The 18,563-nt window shown below is 65.8% G+C and carries 16 protein-coding genes; 8 read left to right on the top strand and 8 right to left on the bottom strand.

Translation table 11 applies throughout. From position 1 onward, the window contains the following. The first annotated feature begins 77 nt into the window (after positions 1-77). A complete protein-coding gene (gene recF, locus V2L18_RS10840) occupies positions 78-1,244 on the top strand; it encodes a DNA replication/repair protein RecF (RefSeq protein ID WP_336178295.1) in 1,167 nt (388 codons plus the stop codon). A gap of 40 nt (positions 1,245-1,284) precedes the next feature. Here recF and V2L18_RS10835 read toward each other — a convergent pair whose 3' ends face one another. The 4 genes from V2L18_RS10835 to ubiE form a co-directional block, all read right to left on the bottom strand. Further along, on the bottom strand, positions 1,285-1,908 hold the full coding sequence (locus V2L18_RS10835) for a 2,3-bisphosphoglycerate-dependent phosphoglycerate mutase (RefSeq protein WP_336178240.1): 624 nt from the start codon (positions 1,906-1,908) through the stop codon (positions 1,285-1,287). Positions 1,909-1,940: 32 nt separating this feature from the next. Further along, positions 1,941-2,747, bottom strand: coding sequence for a 4-hydroxy-tetrahydrodipicolinate reductase (dapB, locus tag V2L18_RS10830; RefSeq protein WP_336178239.1), 807 nt, complete (start codon positions 2,745-2,747; stop codon positions 1,941-1,943). Between the two features lie 115 nt (positions 2,748-2,862). Beyond that, a complete protein-coding gene (ubiB, locus tag V2L18_RS10825; RefSeq protein WP_336178238.1) occupies positions 2,863-4,446 on the bottom strand; it encodes a 2-polyprenylphenol 6-hydroxylase in 1,584 nt (527 codons plus the stop codon). Continuing rightward, positions 4,447-5,244 (bottom strand): bifunctional demethylmenaquinone methyltransferase/2-methoxy-6-polyprenyl-1,4-benzoquinol methylase UbiE, encoded by a 798-nt coding sequence (gene ubiE, locus V2L18_RS10820; RefSeq protein WP_336178237.1) that lies wholly within the window; start codon positions 5,242-5,244, stop codon positions 4,447-4,449. It abuts the gene before it with no gap. 331 nt (positions 5,245-5,575) lie between these two features. Between ubiE and mutM the strand changes: the two genes are divergently transcribed. The 6 genes from mutM to dnaN all read left to right on the top strand — a co-directional run bounded on the left by mutM (position 5,576) and on the right by dnaN (position 13,153). Further along, complete coding sequence (gene mutM / locus V2L18_RS10815) at positions 5,576-6,478, top strand: bifunctional DNA-formamidopyrimidine glycosylase/DNA-(apurinic or apyrimidinic site) lyase (RefSeq protein ID WP_336178236.1); 903 nt, start codon at positions 5,576-5,578, stop codon at positions 6,476-6,478. A gap of 343 nt (positions 6,479-6,821) precedes the next feature. Further along, positions 6,822-7,595, top strand: coding sequence for an enoyl-CoA hydratase (locus V2L18_RS10810; RefSeq protein ID WP_336178235.1), 774 nt, complete (start codon positions 6,822-6,824; stop codon positions 7,593-7,595). Between the two features lie 324 nt (positions 7,596-7,919). Continuing rightward, entirely contained in the window at positions 7,920-8,183 is a 264-nt protein-coding gene (gene rpsT, locus V2L18_RS10805) for a 30S ribosomal protein S20 (protein WP_336178234.1), read from the top strand. A 1,201-nt stretch (positions 8,184-9,384) separates the two neighbouring features. Beyond that, entirely contained in the window at positions 9,385-9,828 is a 444-nt protein-coding gene (locus V2L18_RS10800) for a rhodanese-like domain-containing protein (protein WP_336178233.1), read from the top strand. Between the two features lie 425 nt (positions 9,829-10,253). Beyond that, entirely contained in the window at positions 10,254-11,744 is a 1,491-nt protein-coding gene (dnaA, locus tag V2L18_RS10795; RefSeq protein WP_336178232.1) for a chromosomal replication initiator protein DnaA, read from the top strand. A gap of 290 nt (positions 11,745-12,034) precedes the next feature. Next, positions 12,035-13,153, top strand: coding sequence for a DNA polymerase III subunit beta (gene dnaN, locus V2L18_RS10790; RefSeq protein WP_336178231.1), 1,119 nt, complete (start codon positions 12,035-12,037; stop codon positions 13,151-13,153). Between the two features lie 91 nt (positions 13,154-13,244). Here the strand turns inward: dnaN and V2L18_RS10785 are convergent, their stop codons facing one another. Next, positions 13,245-13,604, bottom strand: coding sequence for an ArsC family reductase (locus tag V2L18_RS10785; RefSeq protein ID WP_336178230.1), 360 nt, complete (start codon positions 13,602-13,604; stop codon positions 13,245-13,247). 224 nt (positions 13,605-13,828) lie between these two features. Between V2L18_RS10785 and V2L18_RS10780 the strand changes: the two genes are divergently transcribed. Next, a complete protein-coding gene (locus V2L18_RS10780) occupies positions 13,829-14,302 on the top strand; it encodes a glyoxalase superfamily protein (RefSeq protein ID WP_336178229.1) in 474 nt (157 codons plus the stop codon). A 107-nt stretch (positions 14,303-14,409) separates the two neighbouring features. On the opposite strand, the gene V2L18_RS10775 is transcribed toward V2L18_RS10780, so the two are convergent. The 3 genes from V2L18_RS10775 to V2L18_RS10765 all read right to left on the bottom strand — a co-directional run bounded on the left by V2L18_RS10775 (position 14,410) and on the right by V2L18_RS10765 (position 18,427). Next, a complete protein-coding gene (locus tag V2L18_RS10775; protein WP_336178228.1) occupies positions 14,410-15,501 on the bottom strand; it encodes a LacI family DNA-binding transcriptional regulator in 1,092 nt (363 codons plus the stop codon). A gap of 136 nt (positions 15,502-15,637) precedes the next feature. Continuing rightward, complete coding sequence (locus tag V2L18_RS10770) at positions 15,638-17,323, bottom strand: HAMP domain-containing methyl-accepting chemotaxis protein (protein ID WP_336178227.1); 1,686 nt, start codon at positions 17,321-17,323, stop codon at positions 15,638-15,640. Positions 17,324-17,467: 144 nt separating this feature from the next. Next, positions 17,468-18,427 carry a DMT family transporter gene (locus V2L18_RS10765; protein ID WP_336178226.1) on the bottom strand — a complete coding sequence of 320 codons (960 nt, stop codon included), beginning with the start codon at positions 18,425-18,427 and terminating at the stop codon, positions 17,468-17,470. Positions 18,428-18,563 lie beyond the last annotated feature (136 nt).

Genomic DNA, 18,563 nt, shown 5'->3' with positions numbered 1-18,563 from the left:
GGTTTCACGCCCCTCAGATTTTGCCCCCGAACTGGCACCGGCCCCGCCTCCTCACCTGCCGCGAGGCCTTGCCCGTGATGCCTGATTCCGTGCGCCTGACGCGCCTGACGCTCGCCGATTTCCGCAACTATGCCTCTGTTTCCATGTCCATCGGCGCGCGGCTGGTGGCGCTGACCGGCGACAATGGCGCCGGCAAGACCAACCTGCTCGAAGCCGTTTCCCTGCTCACCCCCGGCAGAGGGCTGCGCCGCGCCGCCTTCGCCGAAATCGTGCGCAAGGTCGCCGCTGGCATCGTTTCTGATTCGGACCATGCGGCACGGCCCGCTCCCTCGGGCTGGAGCGTTTCCGTCCTTCTGGAGGGGCCGGGCGGCGAGACCCGCATCGGCACCGGCTACGCGCCGGAGACGGGGGGGCGCCGGGTCCGGATCGACGGTGCGGATGCGCGCACCGCCGACGAGTTGTCGGACTATCTGCGTGTGCTCTGGCTGGTGCCGGCCATGGACGGGCTGTTCACCGGGCCGGCCGGCGAGCGGCGACGCTTTCTCGACCGGCTGGTGCTGGCGGTCGATCCCGGACACGGTCGCCGGGTGGCGGATTTCGACAAGGCGATGCGCCAGCGCAACCGGCTTCTGGAAGATGGCGGGGAGGCGGCCTGGCTCGATGCGGTGGAGGCGCAGATCGCCTCCCTCGGCACGGCAATGGCCTTCGCCCGGCGCGAGACCGTGAGCCTTCTGTCCGGTCTGATCGAGGAACACGCCTCAGACGACGCGTTCCCGCGCGCGGCCCTCGCGCTCGAAGGCCCGTTCGAGGATCTGGCCGCCGCGACGCCGGCCGCCGATCTGGAGGATGCCTTCGCCGATCTCCTGAAACGCATGCGGCCGCGCGACAGGGCGGCCGGGCGCACGCTGGAGGGACCGCATCGCACCGACCTCGCCGTCACCCATCTCGCCAAGGCGATGCCGGCGGGACTTGCCTCCACCGGCGAGCAGAAGGCGCTGCTGATCGGTCTGGTGCTGGCGCACGCGGAACTGACGGGGCGCGTGTGCGGCCTGACGCCCGTTCTGCTGCTGGACGAGGTCGCCGCCCATCTCGATCCGGGTCGCCGCGCCGCGCTGTTTGCGCGGCTCGACCTTTTGGGCGGTCAGGTTTTCATGACCGGCACGGACACGACGCTGTTTCAGGCCCTGCCCGCCGATGCACAGCGCTTTGCGGTGAGCGAGGGAACGGTGCGCGCGATCGATTGAGATCGCGGCAAGCCGTGTTTGCGCCGCCAGGGCGATGGCCTCAATCGGCCAGATCCTTCACGCTGGCGACCGAGCCGTCCTCGTTGAAGCGGTAGACGATCGGCACGCCGGTGCCCAGTTCCCGTTTCAGGATCTCTTCCGGCGTAAGCCCTTCCAGCTTCATGATCAACGCGCGCAGCGAGTTGCCGTGGGCGGTCACCAGCACGCGCTGGCCCTTCATCACCTCCGGCATGATCTTTTCCTCAAAGTACGGCAGCACGCGTTCCGCCGTCATCTTCAGGCTTTCGCCGCCCGGCGGCGGCACGTCGTAGGAGCGGCGCCAGACGTGAACCTGCTCATCGCCCCACTTCTTGCGCGCATCGTCCTTGTTGAGGCCGGTGAGATCGCCATAGTCGCGCTCGTTCAGCGCCTGGTCGCGGGTGGAGGAAAGCCCGCTCTGGCCGAGCTGCTCCAGGATCAGCGCCTCGGTGTGCTGGGCGCGGGTCAGCGCGGAGGTGAAGGCGATGTCGAAGGAAAGCCCCATCTCCTTCAGCTTCCGGCCGGCCTTGACGGCTTCTTCCACGCCCTGCTCCGTCAGGTCGGGATCCTTCCAGCCGGTGAAGAGGTTTTTCAGGTTCCACTCGCTCTGGCCATGGCGGACCAGCACCAAAAGACGTTCCATCACTCGCTCCGATAATGGTCGTGTCTGCGTATCGCTCAAAGGCCGAGCACGTCGGCCATGGAATAGAGGCCGGGCTTCTGCCGGCGGGCCCACAGCGCGGCCTTGATCGCACCGCGCGCGAAGATGGCACGGTCCTGGGCGCGGTGGGTGAGTTCGATGCGCTCGCCCTCGCCGGCGAGGATCACCGTGTGGTCGCCGACGACGGAACCGCCGCGCAAGGATGCAAAGCCGATGTCGCCAACGGGGCGCTCGCCTGTAATGCCGTCGCGGCCGCGCACGGACCGTTCCTCAAGCGAGATCTCGCGACCGTCCGCCGCTGCCTCGCCGAGCAAGAGTGCGGTCCCGGACGGGGCGTCCACCTTGTGGCGGTGGTGCATCTCGACGATCTCGATGTCGAAATCCTCGTCGAGCGCCTTCGCGGCACTTCGCACCAGTCCCGCCAGCAGGTTCACGCCGAGGCTCATATTCCCGGACTTGACGATGCGGGCATGCCGGGCTGCGGCCTCGATCTTCGCCTGGTGCTCGGCCTCGAAACCGGTCGTGCCGATGACGTGGACGATGCGCGCCTGGGCGCTCAGTTCGGCAAAGCCGACGGTGGCCTCCGGCCGGGTGAAATCGAGAACGCCCTCGGCCTTGACGAAGGCGGCCAGCGGATCGTCGGTGAGCGGAACACCCAGTTCGCCCACGCCCGCAAGCACGCCGGCATCCTGGCCGAGGCACTCCGCGCCCGCGCGTTCGATCGCCGCGCAAAGCGTGACGCCGGACATTTCGGTGATGGCCTTGACCAGCTGGCGGCCCATCCGTCCGCTGGCTCCGACGACGACGAGACGCATATCAGACATGGTGGCTCCAAGATCCTTACTGTTGCCGTGCGTCATAGCAGGCGGTGTGCAAAGGGGCAAAGCGGAAGGAGGCGCCTCTCGGCGCAAGGTCACGGGTGGAGCTTCCCTCGCGCAGCTACCACCACCCCTCCAGGACGATCGCCACCAGCGCCACGGCAATGACCCACATCGCGACCGCGCCCAGCCGGTTGCTCTTGGCGCGCGCCCGGGCCCAGGCCTCCAGCATGTCGGGCTCCACCTTCACGCCGCGCGTTGCGAGCGTGTCGATTTCTTCCACGATGCGTTCCGCGCGCTTGGCGAGCACGGGGAGTTCGCCGGCCAGCCGCATCAGCGTCGACAGGCTCTCGCCCGCATCCTGCAGGCGGCCGGCGGGCCCCAGATTGCGCTCGATCCACGTGCGCACCACCGGTTCCGCCGTCTTCCACATGTCGAGGCCGGGGTCGAGCGAGCGGGCCACGCCTTCCACCACCACCATGGTCTTCTGCAGCATGATCAGCTGCGGCTGGGTGGTCATGGCGAAGAGCTCGGTCACCTCGAACAGCTGGGTGAGCAGGCGCGCCATGGAGATGTCGGAGGCCTTGTGGCCGTGGATCGGCTCGCCGATGGCGCGGATCGCTTGCGCGAAAACGCCCACGTCCTGCGTCTTGGGCACATAGCCCGCCTCGAAATGCACCTCCGCCACGCGCATGTAGTCGCGGGTGATGAAGCCGAACAGGATTTCGGCGAGAAACCGCCGCTCCGCCTTGTCGAGCCGGCCGGTGATGCCGAAATCGACGGCGACGAGATCGCCTTCATCGCTGACGAAGAGATTGCCCTGATGCATGTCGGCGTGGAAGAAGCCGTCGCGCAGCGCATGGCGCAGGAAACTCTGGATCACGTTGGCGCCGAGCGCGACGAGGTCGTGCCCGTCCTCCTCGATGCCCTCGACGTCGGAGAGCTTGCGGCCGGCGATCCATTCCATCGTCAAGACGCCCTTGGAGGTGCGTGTCCAGTCCACCTCCGGGACCCGGAAACCGGGATCGTCCGTCGTGTTTTCCGCCATCTCCGACAGGGCGGCGGCCTCCAGGCGGAGGTCCATTTCCAGCTCCACGGAACGCGCGAGCGTATCCACGACGGCGATCGGCCGCAGCCGGCGCGAAGGCGGATGGAACCGTTCGATGATGCGGGCGGCCAGGTAGAAGGACTTGAGATCGCGGGCAAAGCGGTGGGCGACGCCGGGCCTCAGCACCTTCACCGCGACCTTGCGCGTCTCGCCAAATTCATCCTCCACATGCGCAGGATGAACCTGCGCGATGGAGGCGGCGGCGACCGGCTCGCCAAAATCGATGAAAAGCTGGTCTATGGGGGCGCCGAGCGCCTCCTGCACCATGCGGATCGCCTCGTCGCGCGGGAAGGCCTCCAGTCGGTCCTGCAGCAGCGAAAGCTCGGTTGCGACCTCGCGGCCGACCACGTCCGGCCGGGTTGCCAGGAACTGGCCCATCTTCACGTAGGAGGGGCCGAGCCGATTGAAGGCGACGGAGATGCGCGCCCCCGCGTCCGCTCGGCGCGCGGACTTGCGCTCGATCAGCCGGATGAGGCGGAGCGCCAGCCGCGGTCCCGGCGGCAGGTCGGGCAGTTCGACGAGCCCGAACACGCCCTCGCGCGCCATGACGTAGCCGGCATGGAGGAGGCGGACGAAATTGACCAGCGTCGACAGCATCTAGAGCTTCCAGCCGGAATGCAGCGCGGCGATGCCGCCGGAGAGGTTGCGGTAGTCGACGCGCGAAAAGCCCGCCTTCCCGATCATGTGCGCAAAACGCGCCTGATTGGGGAACTGGCGGATCGATTCCACCAGATACTGGTAACTGTCGCCGTCGCCCGTCACCGCCTGGCCCATGCGCGGGATGACGTTGAAGGAATAGAGATCGTAGATCCTGTCGAGCACCGGCACGTCGACCTGGGTGAATTCCAGGCACATGAAACGCCCGCCGCGCTTGAGCACGCGGAAGGCCTCGTCAAGCGCCACCTGGATGCGCGGCACGTTGCGGATGCCGAAGGCGATCGTGTAGGCGTCGAAATGATTGTCGGGAAAGGGCAGGCTCTCCGCGTTGCCCTGGGCGAAGCGGATGTCGTGGGCATGTCCGCGCATCGCCGCGCGGTCGCGGCCCACCGTCAGCATCGAATTGTTGATGTCGCACACGGTGGCTTCGATACGCTCTCCGCTTTCAACGATGCGGGTGGCGATGTCGCCGGTGCCGCCGGCCACGTCGAGCAGGCGCCACGTGCGGCGCGATTTGCGCGGCGGCGCGATCCAGGAGACCATCGCGTCCTTCCACAGGCGGTGCATGCCGCCCGACATCAGGTCGTTCATCAGGTCGTAACGGCTGGCCACCTGATGGAAGACGTGGTCGACCATGCCCTGCTTCTCGCCGAGCGCCACGGTGCGGAAGCCGAAGCTTGCCTGCTCCGTTGTTCCAGCGCCGGCCGCTGCTGAGCTGTCTGTCCCGTCGCCTGCCATGAGATGAACTCCCTGTTCGGTGCTGGAGCATCGTGCGATCCGGCGCCATCCGGCCGATCGAAAACACCATGCCCAAGGTATTGATCCGGAGCGGTTTCCGGTCGTGCCGGCGCGTTCGTCCGCACGACGGGAAACCGCTCCCGGCCCTTATAGAGCCTTCGCCGCCCTTCGGCCGCCCTTTTTTGATCGGCCTTGGATATGCCGACCTTGGATATAACGACCGGCACGGCTTATCTATGGTTCGCGGCAAGGCACTCCAATGCCGGGTAGGCGGTCCGATTCCGTTGCCTGTACCGCCGCCTTTTACGGCAAAGCGGCTCAAGGAGAAACCATGCCCGAACTGCCCGAGGTCGAAACCGTGCGCCGTGGCCTTGCCCCGGTCATGGAGGGCGCGCGAATCGCCCGGGTGGAACAGCGCCGCGCGGACCTGCGCTTCCCCTTTCCCCCCGATTTCGTGACAAGGCTCGAAGGCCAGCGCATCAAGGCGCTCGGCCGACGCGCGAAGTATCTGCTCGCCGATCTCTCCTCCGGCGACGTGCTGGTCATGCATCTGGGCATGTCCGGCTCGTTCCGTATCGTGGAAAGCCTGGCGCCCTCCGTCTCCGACGCGCCGGGCGCCTTCCATCATCCGCGCTCCAAGAACGAGCGCCACGACCATGTCGTGCTGCATCTGGAAACCGTCGCCGGGGCGCCCGCGCATGTCATCTATAACGACCCGCGCCGCTTCGGCTTCATGACGCTTGCCGCGCGTGCCGGGCTCGAGACCCATCCTCTCTTCGCGCATCTGGGGCTGGAACCGCTTGGCAACGCGCTCGACGGCCAGTGGCTTGCGACAGCCTTCGTCGGGCGCGCGACACCGCTGAAGGCCGCTCTTCTCGACCAGAAGCTGATTGCCGGTCTCGGCAACATCTATGTCTGCGAGGCGCTGTGGCGGGCAAGGCTTTCGCCCATGCGCGCGGCCGGGACGCTGGTCACGAAATCCGGCCGGCCCACCACCGCCGCCGGGCGTCTGGCGGAGGCGATCCGCACCGTGCTTGGCGAAGCGGTGGCGGCCGGCGGCTCCACCTTGCGCGACCACATGAAGACCGACGGTACGCTCGGCTATTTCCAGCATTCCTTCGCCGCCTACGACCGCGAGGGCGCGCCCTGTCGCCATCCAGGCTGCCGCGGCACCATCGCCCGTATCGTCCAGTCCGGCCGCTCCACCTTCTATTGCCGCGCCTGTCAGCGCTGAGCCGGGGAGCGGCCGTAGGCCGCACCGATGTGCGCATGGCAAAGTCGTCGCTCGCCGGTACCGCCGTCGCCGCATCGTTCTCCCATTCCTCTGTCGCCGGGGGCGAGCCTTCGGGTCCTTGCGTCAGCTCCGCCCGTTACCGGTCGCCCCGGCGACGTCTTTGGAGGGCGGGCTCGGAGGCTCGCCGCGAGACCCGGGCGCGCACAAGTCCTGTTGCGCCCGGCTGCGCCAGCCGATACGCCTTTTGCACGGCGGTCGGAGCAAACACGTCCGGCGCTGCCAAGCCAAGAGGCCCCGCGACAGTTCCATCGTCGGGGATCTCGTCTGTCCTTTCGGAGGAATCATGGCCTACGAGAACATTCGGGTGGAGACGCGTGGCCGTGTCGGGCTGATCACGCTCGACCGCCCGTCCGCGCTTAATGCCCTGTCGAATGCGCTTTTCGAGGAGCTCAACCGGGCTCTCGACACGTTCGAGGCGGACGACAAGATCGGCTGCATCGTGCTGACCGGATCGGAAAAGGCGTTCGCCGCCGGAGCGGATATCAAGGAAATGGCGGATTTCGATTTCGCCGAAGCCTACAAGTGCGACCATATCACGCCATGGGAGCGGGTGACGCGCACGCGCAAGCCGGTGATCGCCGCGGTGTCGGGCTATGCGCTCGGTGGCGGCTGCGAGCTTGCGATGATGTGCGATTTCATCATTGCCGGCGACAATGCCAAGTTCGGCCAGCCTGAGGTGACGCTCGGCGTCGTGCCGGGCGCCGGCGGCACACAGCGGCTCACCCGCTTCGTGGGCAAGGCCAAGGCCATGGAAATGTGCCTGAGCGGGCGCTTCATGGATGCGGAGGAGGCGGAACGCGCCGGCCTCGTCAGTCGTGTCGTGCCGGCCGCCGACCTGGTGGAGGAGGCGCTCAACGTCGCTCACAAGATCGCGGATATGTCGCTGCCCATCGTCATGATGATCAAGGAAAGCGTCAACCGTGCCTACGAGACGACGCTTGCCGAGGGCACGCGTTTCGAGCGACGGATGTTTCACGCTTCCTTTGCGACCGAGGACCAGAGCGAGGGGATGCGTGCCTTCATCGAGAAGCGTTCACCTCAGTTCAAGAACAAGTAGGGCTGCAAAAGCGCAGGTGCGGCTCGTGCATCCGGCGACCGGATCTCTCCGATCTGATCGCCGTGAATGAGTTCAACACGTTGATCCGGAGCGGATTCTTGTCGGGTGGCCGACGTCGCCCGCAGGATTAACGCTCTAGGTCGTTGACCTTGAGGCCGTGTCGCACTATAAGCCCGATCCAATCGGTGGCGGTCTTCCGCCGCCGGTTTCGTTTGTGCCGGACGCAATGCGGAAAAGGGGTGTGAGCCCCGGATGCGCAGGGTGGACCCGGACCTTCGAAACCGCATTTCGACAGTTTCACTCATTGGACCAGGATAAGAGCCTATGGCCAACACTCCTTCGGCCAAGAAGGCGGCCCGCAAGATTGCCCGCCGGACGGCCGTGAACCAGGCACGTCGCAGCCGCATGCGGACGTTCATCCGCCGCGTCGAGGAAGCCATCACCTCCGGCGACAAGACCGCTGCGGCGGAAGCCCTGAAGGCTGCTCAGTCGATCATCATGAGCAACGTCTCCAAGGGCGTGCTGCACGCCAATACCGGCGCGCGCAAGGTTTCTCGCCTGAACAAGCGGGTCAAGGCGATCGCCTGATCCATTTCCGGATCCTTCCGGGCCCTTCGGGGCCATGCGGAGGATCGCGCTTCATCCGGAGCGCGTGTCCGGTTGACAATCCGTCTGCCGGCCTTCGAGGCCGTCCGGGCGGCTTGGCCCGTCCCGGAATCCGTCAGGAAACGCGGCCACAGATCCGGAACGCAGCGATGCGTTGCCGGATGTTGGCCGCGGCGAGGCCTCGGCCCCGTGCCTTTTCCTGTTTCTGCGCCCTTTCTCCATCGACGTCATGACGGCATCGAGGGCAGGGCGGTCTTTAGCGGACCGTCTTCTCGCGATGCCGACCGGTCGCGGTCAGGTGCTGCTCGCAATTACAAGCGGGCAGGCGCCCGATGTCGTGCGTTCTATCGGCTTGCGGTCGATGGGGTGAAGGGCGGGACGGGATTAGCCGGGCATGGATCTCTAAAGAGGAACGGGGCTGGCCGGATGGCGTTTACCGAGTGTTAACCTTCCCGTCAGTACGGGCGGCGAGAACGGGCTGCGGATGAAAAATCGTACCCTGCGGGAGGTTTCTTCCCAAACCCGGTTTGAAGCCGGGTTTTCTTTTAGTCGGCAAATTGAACAGGGCCCGGGCGCCCCGAAAAGGCACACCTGTACGGCTCTTTCGGCGGCTATGGGGATGACACAGAAAATGACATGAATACAGATACTTACTGATATGTTGCGAGTCCGGTGCGATGGGCGTTGGCGATTCCGCCTGAGTCAAGATCGCGTGTCGAAAAAAAAATCTCGCGTTTCGTTCGCGCGTCCTCACGTCGCAGCAATTCTCGAAATCCGTTGAGTCCACAAGCCTTATCCAAATGCCCCTGCAGTCGCGTTTCGAACTTGACCTCACGTCGTTCTGCCTGCCCCGCCGGATAGTGGAATCCACGTGGTTGCCCCTGTCCGGGAAGGTGTTTATGTTCAATTTAACCGGGGCGCGGCACCCCGTGTTAATCTAAAAAAGAAGGTTTGAGGGCCTCCGGTGAGAGCAATGGGGATGTATTGCCTAAATAATAAGCCTAGTTTCTCCCGGAGCGCTTTAGGCGGATTGTCATCTTCACAAGGTGGCTCGACAGAACGACCTAAGAGGCTTATGTCTCCGCCCGTCTCAGCCGGACCCCACGCCGGCGTTCGATCCGAATAAATCTTGAACTGACCAGAAAATGATGCAGCCGGTTCAGGCCTGCTGCAAGGGGGCTCTATGTCTAATTCAACGGCCGGCGCTTACGCTGGCGACGCTTCGGCGGCGCAGACGTACAAGGCGCTGGAAGAGGATCCGACGGCCACGCTGGTGGACGTCCGTACCCAGGCGGAATGGAACTATGTGGGTGTTCCGGACCTGTCGCCGCTGGGCCGCGATGCTCTTTTCGTCGAGTGGCAGAGCTATCCGACCGGAGCCGCCAATCCCGATTTCGTCGCCACGCTCGCCCGGCTGATCGAGCAGCGCGGCGCGAAGGATGGGGCAATCTATTTCCTGTGCAGGTCCGGCGTTCGCAGCCGGGCCGCCGCCGTCGCCATGACCGCGGCGGGCTTTGCTCCCTGCTACAACGTGTCGGGCGGCTTTGAAGGCCCGCTCGACGCAGACCGCCACCGTGGCACGGTGGAAGGCTGGAAACACGAGGGGCTGCCCTGGCGGCAGTCCTGAGGGAAACGTCGCCTTCCTGGTGCCGATCCTCGCATCCCCCGCGGGCGGCAGACCGGAGCGGCGGCGACACGTTCACGCGTTTTGTGAGAGGTGATGTAGCGTTAAGAGTATCGCGTCTGGTCGGGCGGCAGTGACCGTCCGCGCCGGACCCGGGCCGATGTAGGCGGCCGGAGCGCCCCGCGAAACGGCATCGCGGCAACGGTGTTCCGGCATTCCGGAATGGAGCGCGTTCCGATTTCGGCCGCACGCGGCTGGAAGCGGGCTGCCCCCGGAGGGTCTGGCAAAAGGAAAACGTCGGCAGCAGCATCCCGGGCGGGATGCGCCGGACCGGCGAAAGAATGAGGCCGCGCTTCAAGACGCGGCTTGTTTACAGGAGGTGAGCGGGCGCGGCGGCCCGCCCCTATCGACAGATTGGAGATGCAGGCATGGACGTTTCAGGAGTGCCGGGACCGGAACAGTGGAGCCGCGTGAAAAAGCGGCTTCGGGCGGAGCTCGGCGAGGATGTGTTTTCGAGTTGGTTCGCACGGGTCGATCTCGAAAGCCGGGGCCCCGATGGAACCGTCTGCCTTTCGGTGCCCACCCGTTTCCTGAAGCAGTGGATCCAGTCGCACTATCGCGACCGGCTGATCAACCTGTGGCAGAGCGAGTGTGGCGACATCAATCGCATCGAGCTGACCGTGCGCGGCGCCGTCAGGGCGCGCCCGTCCGTCGTTGCCCAGGCCGCCAGCCAGGGCGGCGTGGCCACCGCCGGTTCGTTGAAGTCCTCGGTGGGCGAGGCGCGCGCCGTGTCGGTCCCCGACATGATGCAGGCGCGCTCGTTCTCCGCAGGCCAGATGCGCACGCCGGAACCCGCCAACCAGTCCGCGATCGTCTCCGACGTGCTGGAAGGGGCCGCACTCGATCCGAAGTACACCTTCTCGACCTTCGTGGAAGGCCGCTCGAATGCGCTTGCGCTCGCGGCTGCCCGTCAGGTCGCAGGCAACGGACCGGTCACCTACAACCCGCTCTATCTCCACGCCAGCGTCGGCCTCGGCAAGACGCACCTTCTGCATGCGGTGGCGGCAGAGGCGCGCAACAGCGGCCGCAAGGTGCTGTATCTGACCGCCGAGCACTTTATGTACCGCTTCGTGGCGGCGCTGAAGTCGCAATCCGCGCTCGCCTTCAAGGACACGCTGCGCGGCATCGACCTGCTGCTCATCGACGACATGCAGTTCCTGCACGGCAAGCAGGTGCAGCAGGAATTCTGCCACACGCTGAATTCGCTGATCGACGGCGCGCGCCAGGTGGTGGTTGCGGCCGACCGCGCTCCGGCGGAGCTGGAGACGCTCGACGACCGCGTCCGCTCGCGGCTTGCCGGCGGTCTCGTCGTCGGCATCCAGACGCCGGACTACGAGCTGCGCCGCGCGATCCTGGCCAACCGCACCCGTCAGGTGGCTGCCGCCCATCCCAATTTCGCCATGCCGGATGGAGTGCTCGACTACGTCGCTTCCAACGTCACCGCCAACGGCCGTGATCTGGAAGGCGCGCTCAACCGGCTGGTCGCCCACAACCAGCTCACCAACCAGCCGATCACGCCGGAGATGGCGGAGCTGACGCTTCGCGATCTGGTGCGCACGCACGAGCCGCGCCGGGTCAAGATCGAGGACATCCAGCGCGTCGTCTCCAAGCACTATAACGTGTCCAAGCCCGACCTTCTGTCGGCCCGGCGCACGCGCACCATCGTGCGTCCGCGCCAGATCGCGATGTATCTGGCCAAGATGCTGACGCCGCGCTCGCTGCCCGAGATCGGCCGCCGCTTTGGCAACCGCGATCACACGACCGTGCTGCACGCCGTGCGCAAGATCGAGGAACTGGTGAAGAACGATCCCGCGCTCGCTCAGGAGATCGAACTCCTGAAGCGCATGCTGGACAGCTGAGACCGGTTTATCCGAACCCGGTGCCCGCGCGCGCAGTTCCGCCGGCACCGGTTTGAGGCGACAAGGCGGCCCAGTCCCTGCGGACGGGGCCGTTTTTTTTGAGGCTTTGCCGGCGCGCGCCGGCATTTCGGACGCAAGGCCATCAACAGGCCGCCCACAGGCTCTCTGCCCCCTTGCATTCGCCACACAATACGGGCAGGTTCGTATCCCCCCGGCTCACCAGAAGCCTTGATGTTTCCGGGCCTTCGCGGACAGTGTCCGTAAGCCCGGCCAATGACGGACCGACTTTCATGAAAGCGACCCTCGAGCGGACAGATCTTCTGAAGTCCCTGGCCCATGTCCACCGGGTCGTCGAGCGCCGCAACACGATTCCCATCCTGTCGAACGTGCTGATCCGCGCTGACGGCGGCGAGTTGCGGCTGAAGGCGACCGACCTCGATCTGGAAATCTCCGAAACGGTTCCGGCCCTCGTGGAGGTGCCGGGAGCGACCACGGTGCCCGCGCACATGTTCTACGACATCGTGCGCAAGCTGCCGGAAGGCTCGCAGGTGGTGATGGAAACGTCGTCGGATCAGGCGACGCTGGAAATCCGGGCCGGGCGCTCGCGCTTTGCGCTGCAGATGCTGCCCGAATCCGATTTCCCCGATCTCACCGCCGGCGACTTCAGCCATTCCTTCGAGGTGGCGGCGGCCGACTTCCGAAAGCTGATCGACCGCACCCAGTTCGCCATCTCCACCGAGGAGACGCGCTACTACCTTAACGGCATCTACTTCCACACGGTGGAGGGGCCGAACGGGCCGCGCTTCCGCGCGGTCGCGACCGACGGCCATCGCCTTGCCCAGGCCGAGGTGGCGGCGCCCGCCGGTGCGGTCGGCATGCCGGGTATCATCGTGCCGCGCAAGACGGTCGGCGAAATCCAGAAGTTGCTGGACGAGCCGGAAGCCAACGTTGCCATCGAGCTGTCGGAGACCAAAATCCGGCTGACCACCGGCCCGGTGGTGCTCACCTCCAAGCTTATCGACGGTACGTTCCCCGACTACGGCCGCGTCATCCCGCAGGGCAACGACAAGGAACTGCAGGTTGAGCGCGACGAGTTCGAGAAGGCGGTCGACCGCGTCTCCACCATTTCGTCCGAACGCGGCCGCGCGGTGAAGCTCGCCATGAGCGAGGGCCGCATGGTGCTGACCGTCAACAACCCGGATTCGGGCTCGGCGACGGAAGAGCTGGTGGTGGACTACGATTCCGATCCGATCGAGATCGGCTTCAACTCGCGCTACCTGCTCGACATCGCCAACCAGCTCACCAGCGAGACCGCGATCTTCCGTCTGGCCGATCCGGGCTCGCCGACGCTGGTCCAGAATTCCGGAGCCGACGATACGCTCTATGTTCTGATGCCGATGCGCGTCTAGGCGGCTTTCGGCCCGGCTGAGTCTCGCACTCACGCCTTTGCGCTGCTATCCCCCGGCTTCGTCCGGGGGATCCAGTTTTTGGGGGCCTGATCTATTTCAGTTCTCCGGCGGCAAGCGCAATCTCCCAGGCGGTGGGATCGAAGCCCAGCAGGCGACGTCCTTCTGCCTCCACGATCGGACGCTTGATAATCGAGGGTTCGGCCAGCATCAGGTCAATCGCCGCGGCCTCGCTGGTGGTTGCCGCCTTCACCGTGTCGGGCTGCTTGCGCCACGTGGTGCCGCGGGTGTTCAGGATCTTTTCCCAGCCGAATTCCGCCACCTGCGCGCGCAGTGCCGCCTTGTCGACGCCCATCTTCTTGTAGTCGTGGAACGTGTAGGCCACCCCGGCCTCGTCCAGAAAGCGCCGGGCCTTCTTTACCGTGTCGCAATTGGCGATGCCGTAGAGCTTCATGGGGTCTCCTTTGCGTGCGCGTCGATCATCGAGCATTGACATTCGCGTCATCCATACCTACCTAGCCCGCCGGGTGGAAGGCCCCAGCCGCTCGCAAGGCCCGACAGGTCATGGTGAAGCCCTTCCTTTATTCGTTCCGCAGTCCGCAAAGTCCGACGGCGCGGCGCGACGGCAACGCGAGCACCGTCCCTTCAGCCGCATGCTCGGACCTGATGAGGCTTGCGATGAACGGAAACACGCTTCCAACCCTTGACGACGCCAAGCGTCAGGCCAAACGCCTGCGCGCCGACCTTGCCGCCTCTGGCACCGAGCTTTCGCACGGCCGGGCGCTGGAACTCGTCGCCCACCAGCACGGCTACCGTGACTGGAACACGATGCATGCCGCCATCGGCAACGGTCCGCCTGCGGATGGCGAGGTCGAGCGGGATCGGGCGGACAGGCCCCTCCAGGTCGGTGAAACGGTGCGCGGCACCTATCTCGGCCAGCCCTTTATCGGGCGGGTGGTCTCGGTCCACATGCTCGGCGAGGGGGCGGCCGCCCGCCACCGGGTCGAGATCGACTTCGACGAGCCGGTCGACGTCGTCACGTTCGACAGCTTTTCCTCGTTCCGCAAACGCGTGACGGCGACGCTCGACGGCTCCGGTGTGACGGCGACCAGAACCTCCAACGGCGAACCGCACATGCGGCTCGTCAGATAGGAGACCTCCGGCTCTGCCGGACGAAAGACCAGCCTGCCCCGGCTCACACCTGTGCGGGGGGCAGGCTGCAAACGCTGCGAGGACAGCTCCCGACAGCCCGGCTCTGACTACCGACGGCGGCCGCCCGTGCTCTCGCGCTCCACCAGGTGGGGGGCGATGATCACCCGGTCGGCCGTTATCGGCGCGCCGGCAACCTGGGCGAGGATCATCGCGGCCGCGCGCGCGCCGATTTCGGCGGCTCCGTTGTTGACCGTGGAGAGCGAGGGCGTCGCGGTCGCGGCATCAAGGGCATCGTCATAGCCGATGATCGCGATGTCGCGTCCGGCCTCGATCCCGTGCCGGCGCAACGCCTCGATAAGGCCGCGGGCGACCATGTCGTTGAAGCACATCACCGCCGAGGGGCGCGGCTCGCGTGCGAGCAGCAGGTCCACGGCAGCGAATCCGTGGGCGCGGGTCATCAGTTCCGGCTCGTAGAGCTGGGCGTCCGGGTCGATGCCGGCCTCGCGGAGGGCCCGGACCCAACCCTCGTGCCGGTCGCGGCCGGTGGAGGAGCCGCGCCTGCCGCCGAGAAATGCGATGTCGCGATGGCCGGCGGCGATAAGATGGCGTACGGCCTCCAGCGCCCCGGCGATATCGTCGCCGCGCACCACCGGCGCCCGCGCCCCTTCCACGTCACGGCAGATCAGGGTGACCGGCAACCCCGCGTCGACCAGCCGGTTGATCTCCGCGGGGCTCGTGTCCACCGAAGGGCACAGCACCAGCCCGTCGGCGCGGTGCTGCAAAAGTGCCTGGACGAAGGTGCGCTGGCGCTCCACGTCGTCGCGGTGATTGCAGATGAAGACGATCTGGTCGCTTGCGCCGAGCGTGTCCTCCAGCGCCCCGAAGATCTCGGCGAAATAGGGGTTGAGGATATCGTGGACGGCGACGCCGACGACATTGGAGCGCGCGGTCCTGAGTGCTGCGGCGGATCGGTTGTAGATGTAGCCCGCCGCCTCTGCTTCTCGCTTGACACGCTCGCGGGTGGCCTGCGCCACCAGCGGGGAGTTGCGCAGTGCCAGCGAGATCGTTGCGGTGGACACACCGAGGCGCTCCGCAAGATGGCTGAGCGTCAGTCGCTTGCGTCGGTTCGGCGCTTCCGCCGTCGCGTGCCTGTGCCCCGAGGACGTCCTGTCCTTCCGGCGCGATCCGTGATCGTCCATGTCCGCCCGTGTCGTGGCTGTGTCAACGCGATCCAACCGTCCCGCGCCCGGATTTTCAATGACAATTGTCTTGCCGAAAATCCATGGAGCAGGCCGGCAGCAAGCGGATCGGGGGGCGATCAGTCGAGCGGGCGTCTCAGGCGGCCGTCACTTCGTTCAGGAACGTGTCGATCTCGGCATTGAGCGCCCGGGCATGGTTCGCCAGTTCGGAGACGGAGCCGCGCATGGCCGCGGCCGAAGTTGTCGTTTGCGCGGCGGTATCGCTCACCCCGGCGATGTTGTCGGCGGCCTCCCGGGTTCCCGCCGCAGCTTCCATGACGGAGCGAGAGATTTCGGCTGTCGCCTCCCCCTGCTCGCCGACCGCGCTGGCGATGCTGGACGTGAACCTATTGACGCTGTCGATCTTCTCGGCGATCTCGTCGATCGCCACGACGGCACCGTCGGTGGAGCCCTGGATTGCGGCGATGTGGGCGCCGATCTCCTCCGTCGCCTTCGACGTCTGGGTGGCGAGTTCCTTCACTTCCGAGGCCACCACCGCGAAACCGCGTCCGGCCTCCCCGGCTCGGGCGGCCTCGATGGTGGCGTTGAGCGCCAGCATGTTGGTCTGTTCCGCGATGTCCTGGATGAGCGAGACGACCGCGCCGATCTTCTGGGCCGCGTCTGCAAGACTTGCGACCTGGGAGGTCGTGGATTGTGCGGACGAGGTCGCCTCCTGCACGATGTTCGACGTCTGGCGCACCTGGCGGTCGATCTCGGCAATCGATGTTGACAGTTCCTCCGCCGCAGCCGCCACCGTTTCCACGCCGCCGGACGCGCGGGTTGAGGCATCGGAGGCCCGCTCCGCCCGCCCGCTGGTATCGGAAGCGGTGTCCGAAAGTGAGGTGGCCACCTTCTCCATCTGTTCGGTGTTGGCGCTGAGCGAGCCCATCAGCGCGGCGACCCGACCCCGGAAGCCTTCGATGAGGGCTTCGACGCGCCCCTGCCGCGCACTCTTGGCCGTCTGCTCTGCCTGCTCACGCGCCGACATTTCCGCCTGCCGCACCGCCGCGTCGCGGAATACGGTTACCGCGCGGGCCATCTCGCCGAGTTCGTCCTTGCGCCGCGCGTCGATGATCTCGATGTCGGTCTTGCCGCCGGCGAGCTCGCCCATGACGTCCCGCAGCCGTCCGATCGGCCGGACGATCGAGCGGCTGACAAGGAATATGCCGGGACCGACGATCAGGATTGCCAGCAGCGCCGTGGAGACCTGGAGGGTGCGCGTCCACGCCACCAGGGCATTGGACGCCGCGATATCCCGCCGGACGCGGGCAAGTCCCGCGTCCGTCAGGGCAGCGAGATTCTTGGTCACGCGCTCGCCGGCTCCGTCGATGACGTCATCGAGTTTGGCGAATTCCTCTTCGCTGGCGTTCTCGCGCAGCATGCGGTCAAGATCGACGCGGACTGCGCGGCCGACGGCGTCGATGTCGGCGCCCAGCGTGGCCGTCAGGTCGGGTTGGCCGACCTGACGCGACAGCACGGCCGCGGGTGCGAGGCCGTACTTCAGCATCGCAAGCGACTTGTCGATCGTCGCCATCCGCTCCGGCTCGATGCGGCCCGCGTCGCGGTCGATGATGGAGTCCATCGCCGCCAATACCAGTTCCACATTCGCCAGCCGCATTTCCTGCATGACGGCAAGCTGTGCGTTCAGCGCCTCCAGTGACATGAAGGCACGGGCGCTGCTCGTGCTTGAATACCAGGATATTCCGCCCAGGACCGCGAGTGCGACGATGGTCCCTGCCGCGACCGAGTAAAGTCGGCCGCGTACCGTATTGAAAACAGACATCCAGAGTGCTCCCGGCGTGAACATTCTCGATCTTCGTATAAGTTAAGGGTATTAATTATTCGCTATTGCGGCCTCGGAGCGAATATATAGTCAATTATACAGATAATAATCATAAATACGATTACTGCGACAATCGTCTGCATTTCAGGCTTCCGGTATAGGAGCCGTCGATTTGTTGAGGTGGCGCTCGCGATAGAGCAGGTACAGGCCGGAGCCGACGATGATCGAGGCGCCGAGCACGGTGGTGGCTCCGGGGATGTCTGAGAAGACGATGTAGCCGAGCCCGACCATCCAGACGATCTGGCTGTAGAAGAACGGCGCCAGAACGGGAGCGGGCACGATGGCGTGTGCCTTGGTGAGCAGCCAGTGGCCGAGCCCGCCATAAAGGCCGGTGCTGAAGAGTAGCAGCCACAGGCCGGGCGTTTGCGGCGTCTCCCAGACGATGATCGCGGAAGGCGTCATGACGAGCATGGCGACGGCGGCGGAAATGATCAGCATGCCGTCGACCGATTCGGTCTCCGTCAGGAGCCGCGTGGTGAGTGCGTAGATTGCGTAAGAGACCATGGCGGCGAGCGAGAAACCGACCGCCCAGTGCAGCCCGCCGAGCCCGGGCCTCGTCACGACGAGAACGCCGCAAAAGCCGATCAGGATCGCCGTCCAGCGCCGCCGCCCGGCCCATTCGCCGAGCACGGGGCCGGCCAGCGCCGTGACCAGGAGGGGGCCTGCGAACATGATCGAAACCGTCTCCGACAGCTGGAGATATTGCAGCGCCTGAAAATTGAAGACGGTGGAGCCCAGCAGCCCGAACGAGCGCACGATCTGCAAGAGCGGTCGGCGCGTCCGGATGATGTGAGGTCGCTTCCACAGCCGGAACGCGAAAATGGCGAGCACCAGATGGCTGGCGAAACGGAACCACACCACCTCCAGCGCCGGCACGTGGCGACCGAGGTATTTGGCCGTGGTATCGAGGCAGGAGAAGAGCGCGACCGCGGCGACGATCAGTAGGATGCCTGCAAGCCGCGCCTTCAGCTGTTCGGCCGTGAAGTTGTGCGCAGTGTCGACGTCGACGCCCTTGCGAGCGGATCGTTGAGGTTCGCCCGTCATGGAAGTCCGTCTTGAAATGAAGGTGAGGAATTTCGCGCAGTACGGTTCTGGGACCGTTTGAGCCGCAAGGGTAATGGAAAGCGGACGCGACGACCATTGCGCTACGCGCATGACTGGAAGATCCGGAGATGCGCAG

Origin of the sequence: Breoghania sp. JC706, assembly GCF_037026715.1 — a bacterium.
Taxonomy (GTDB): Bacteria; Pseudomonadota; Alphaproteobacteria; order Rhizobiales; family Stappiaceae; genus Breoghania.
The sequence above is the reverse complement of the archived record's forward strand: the minus strand, read 5'-3'. Positions and strand labels throughout refer to the sequence as shown.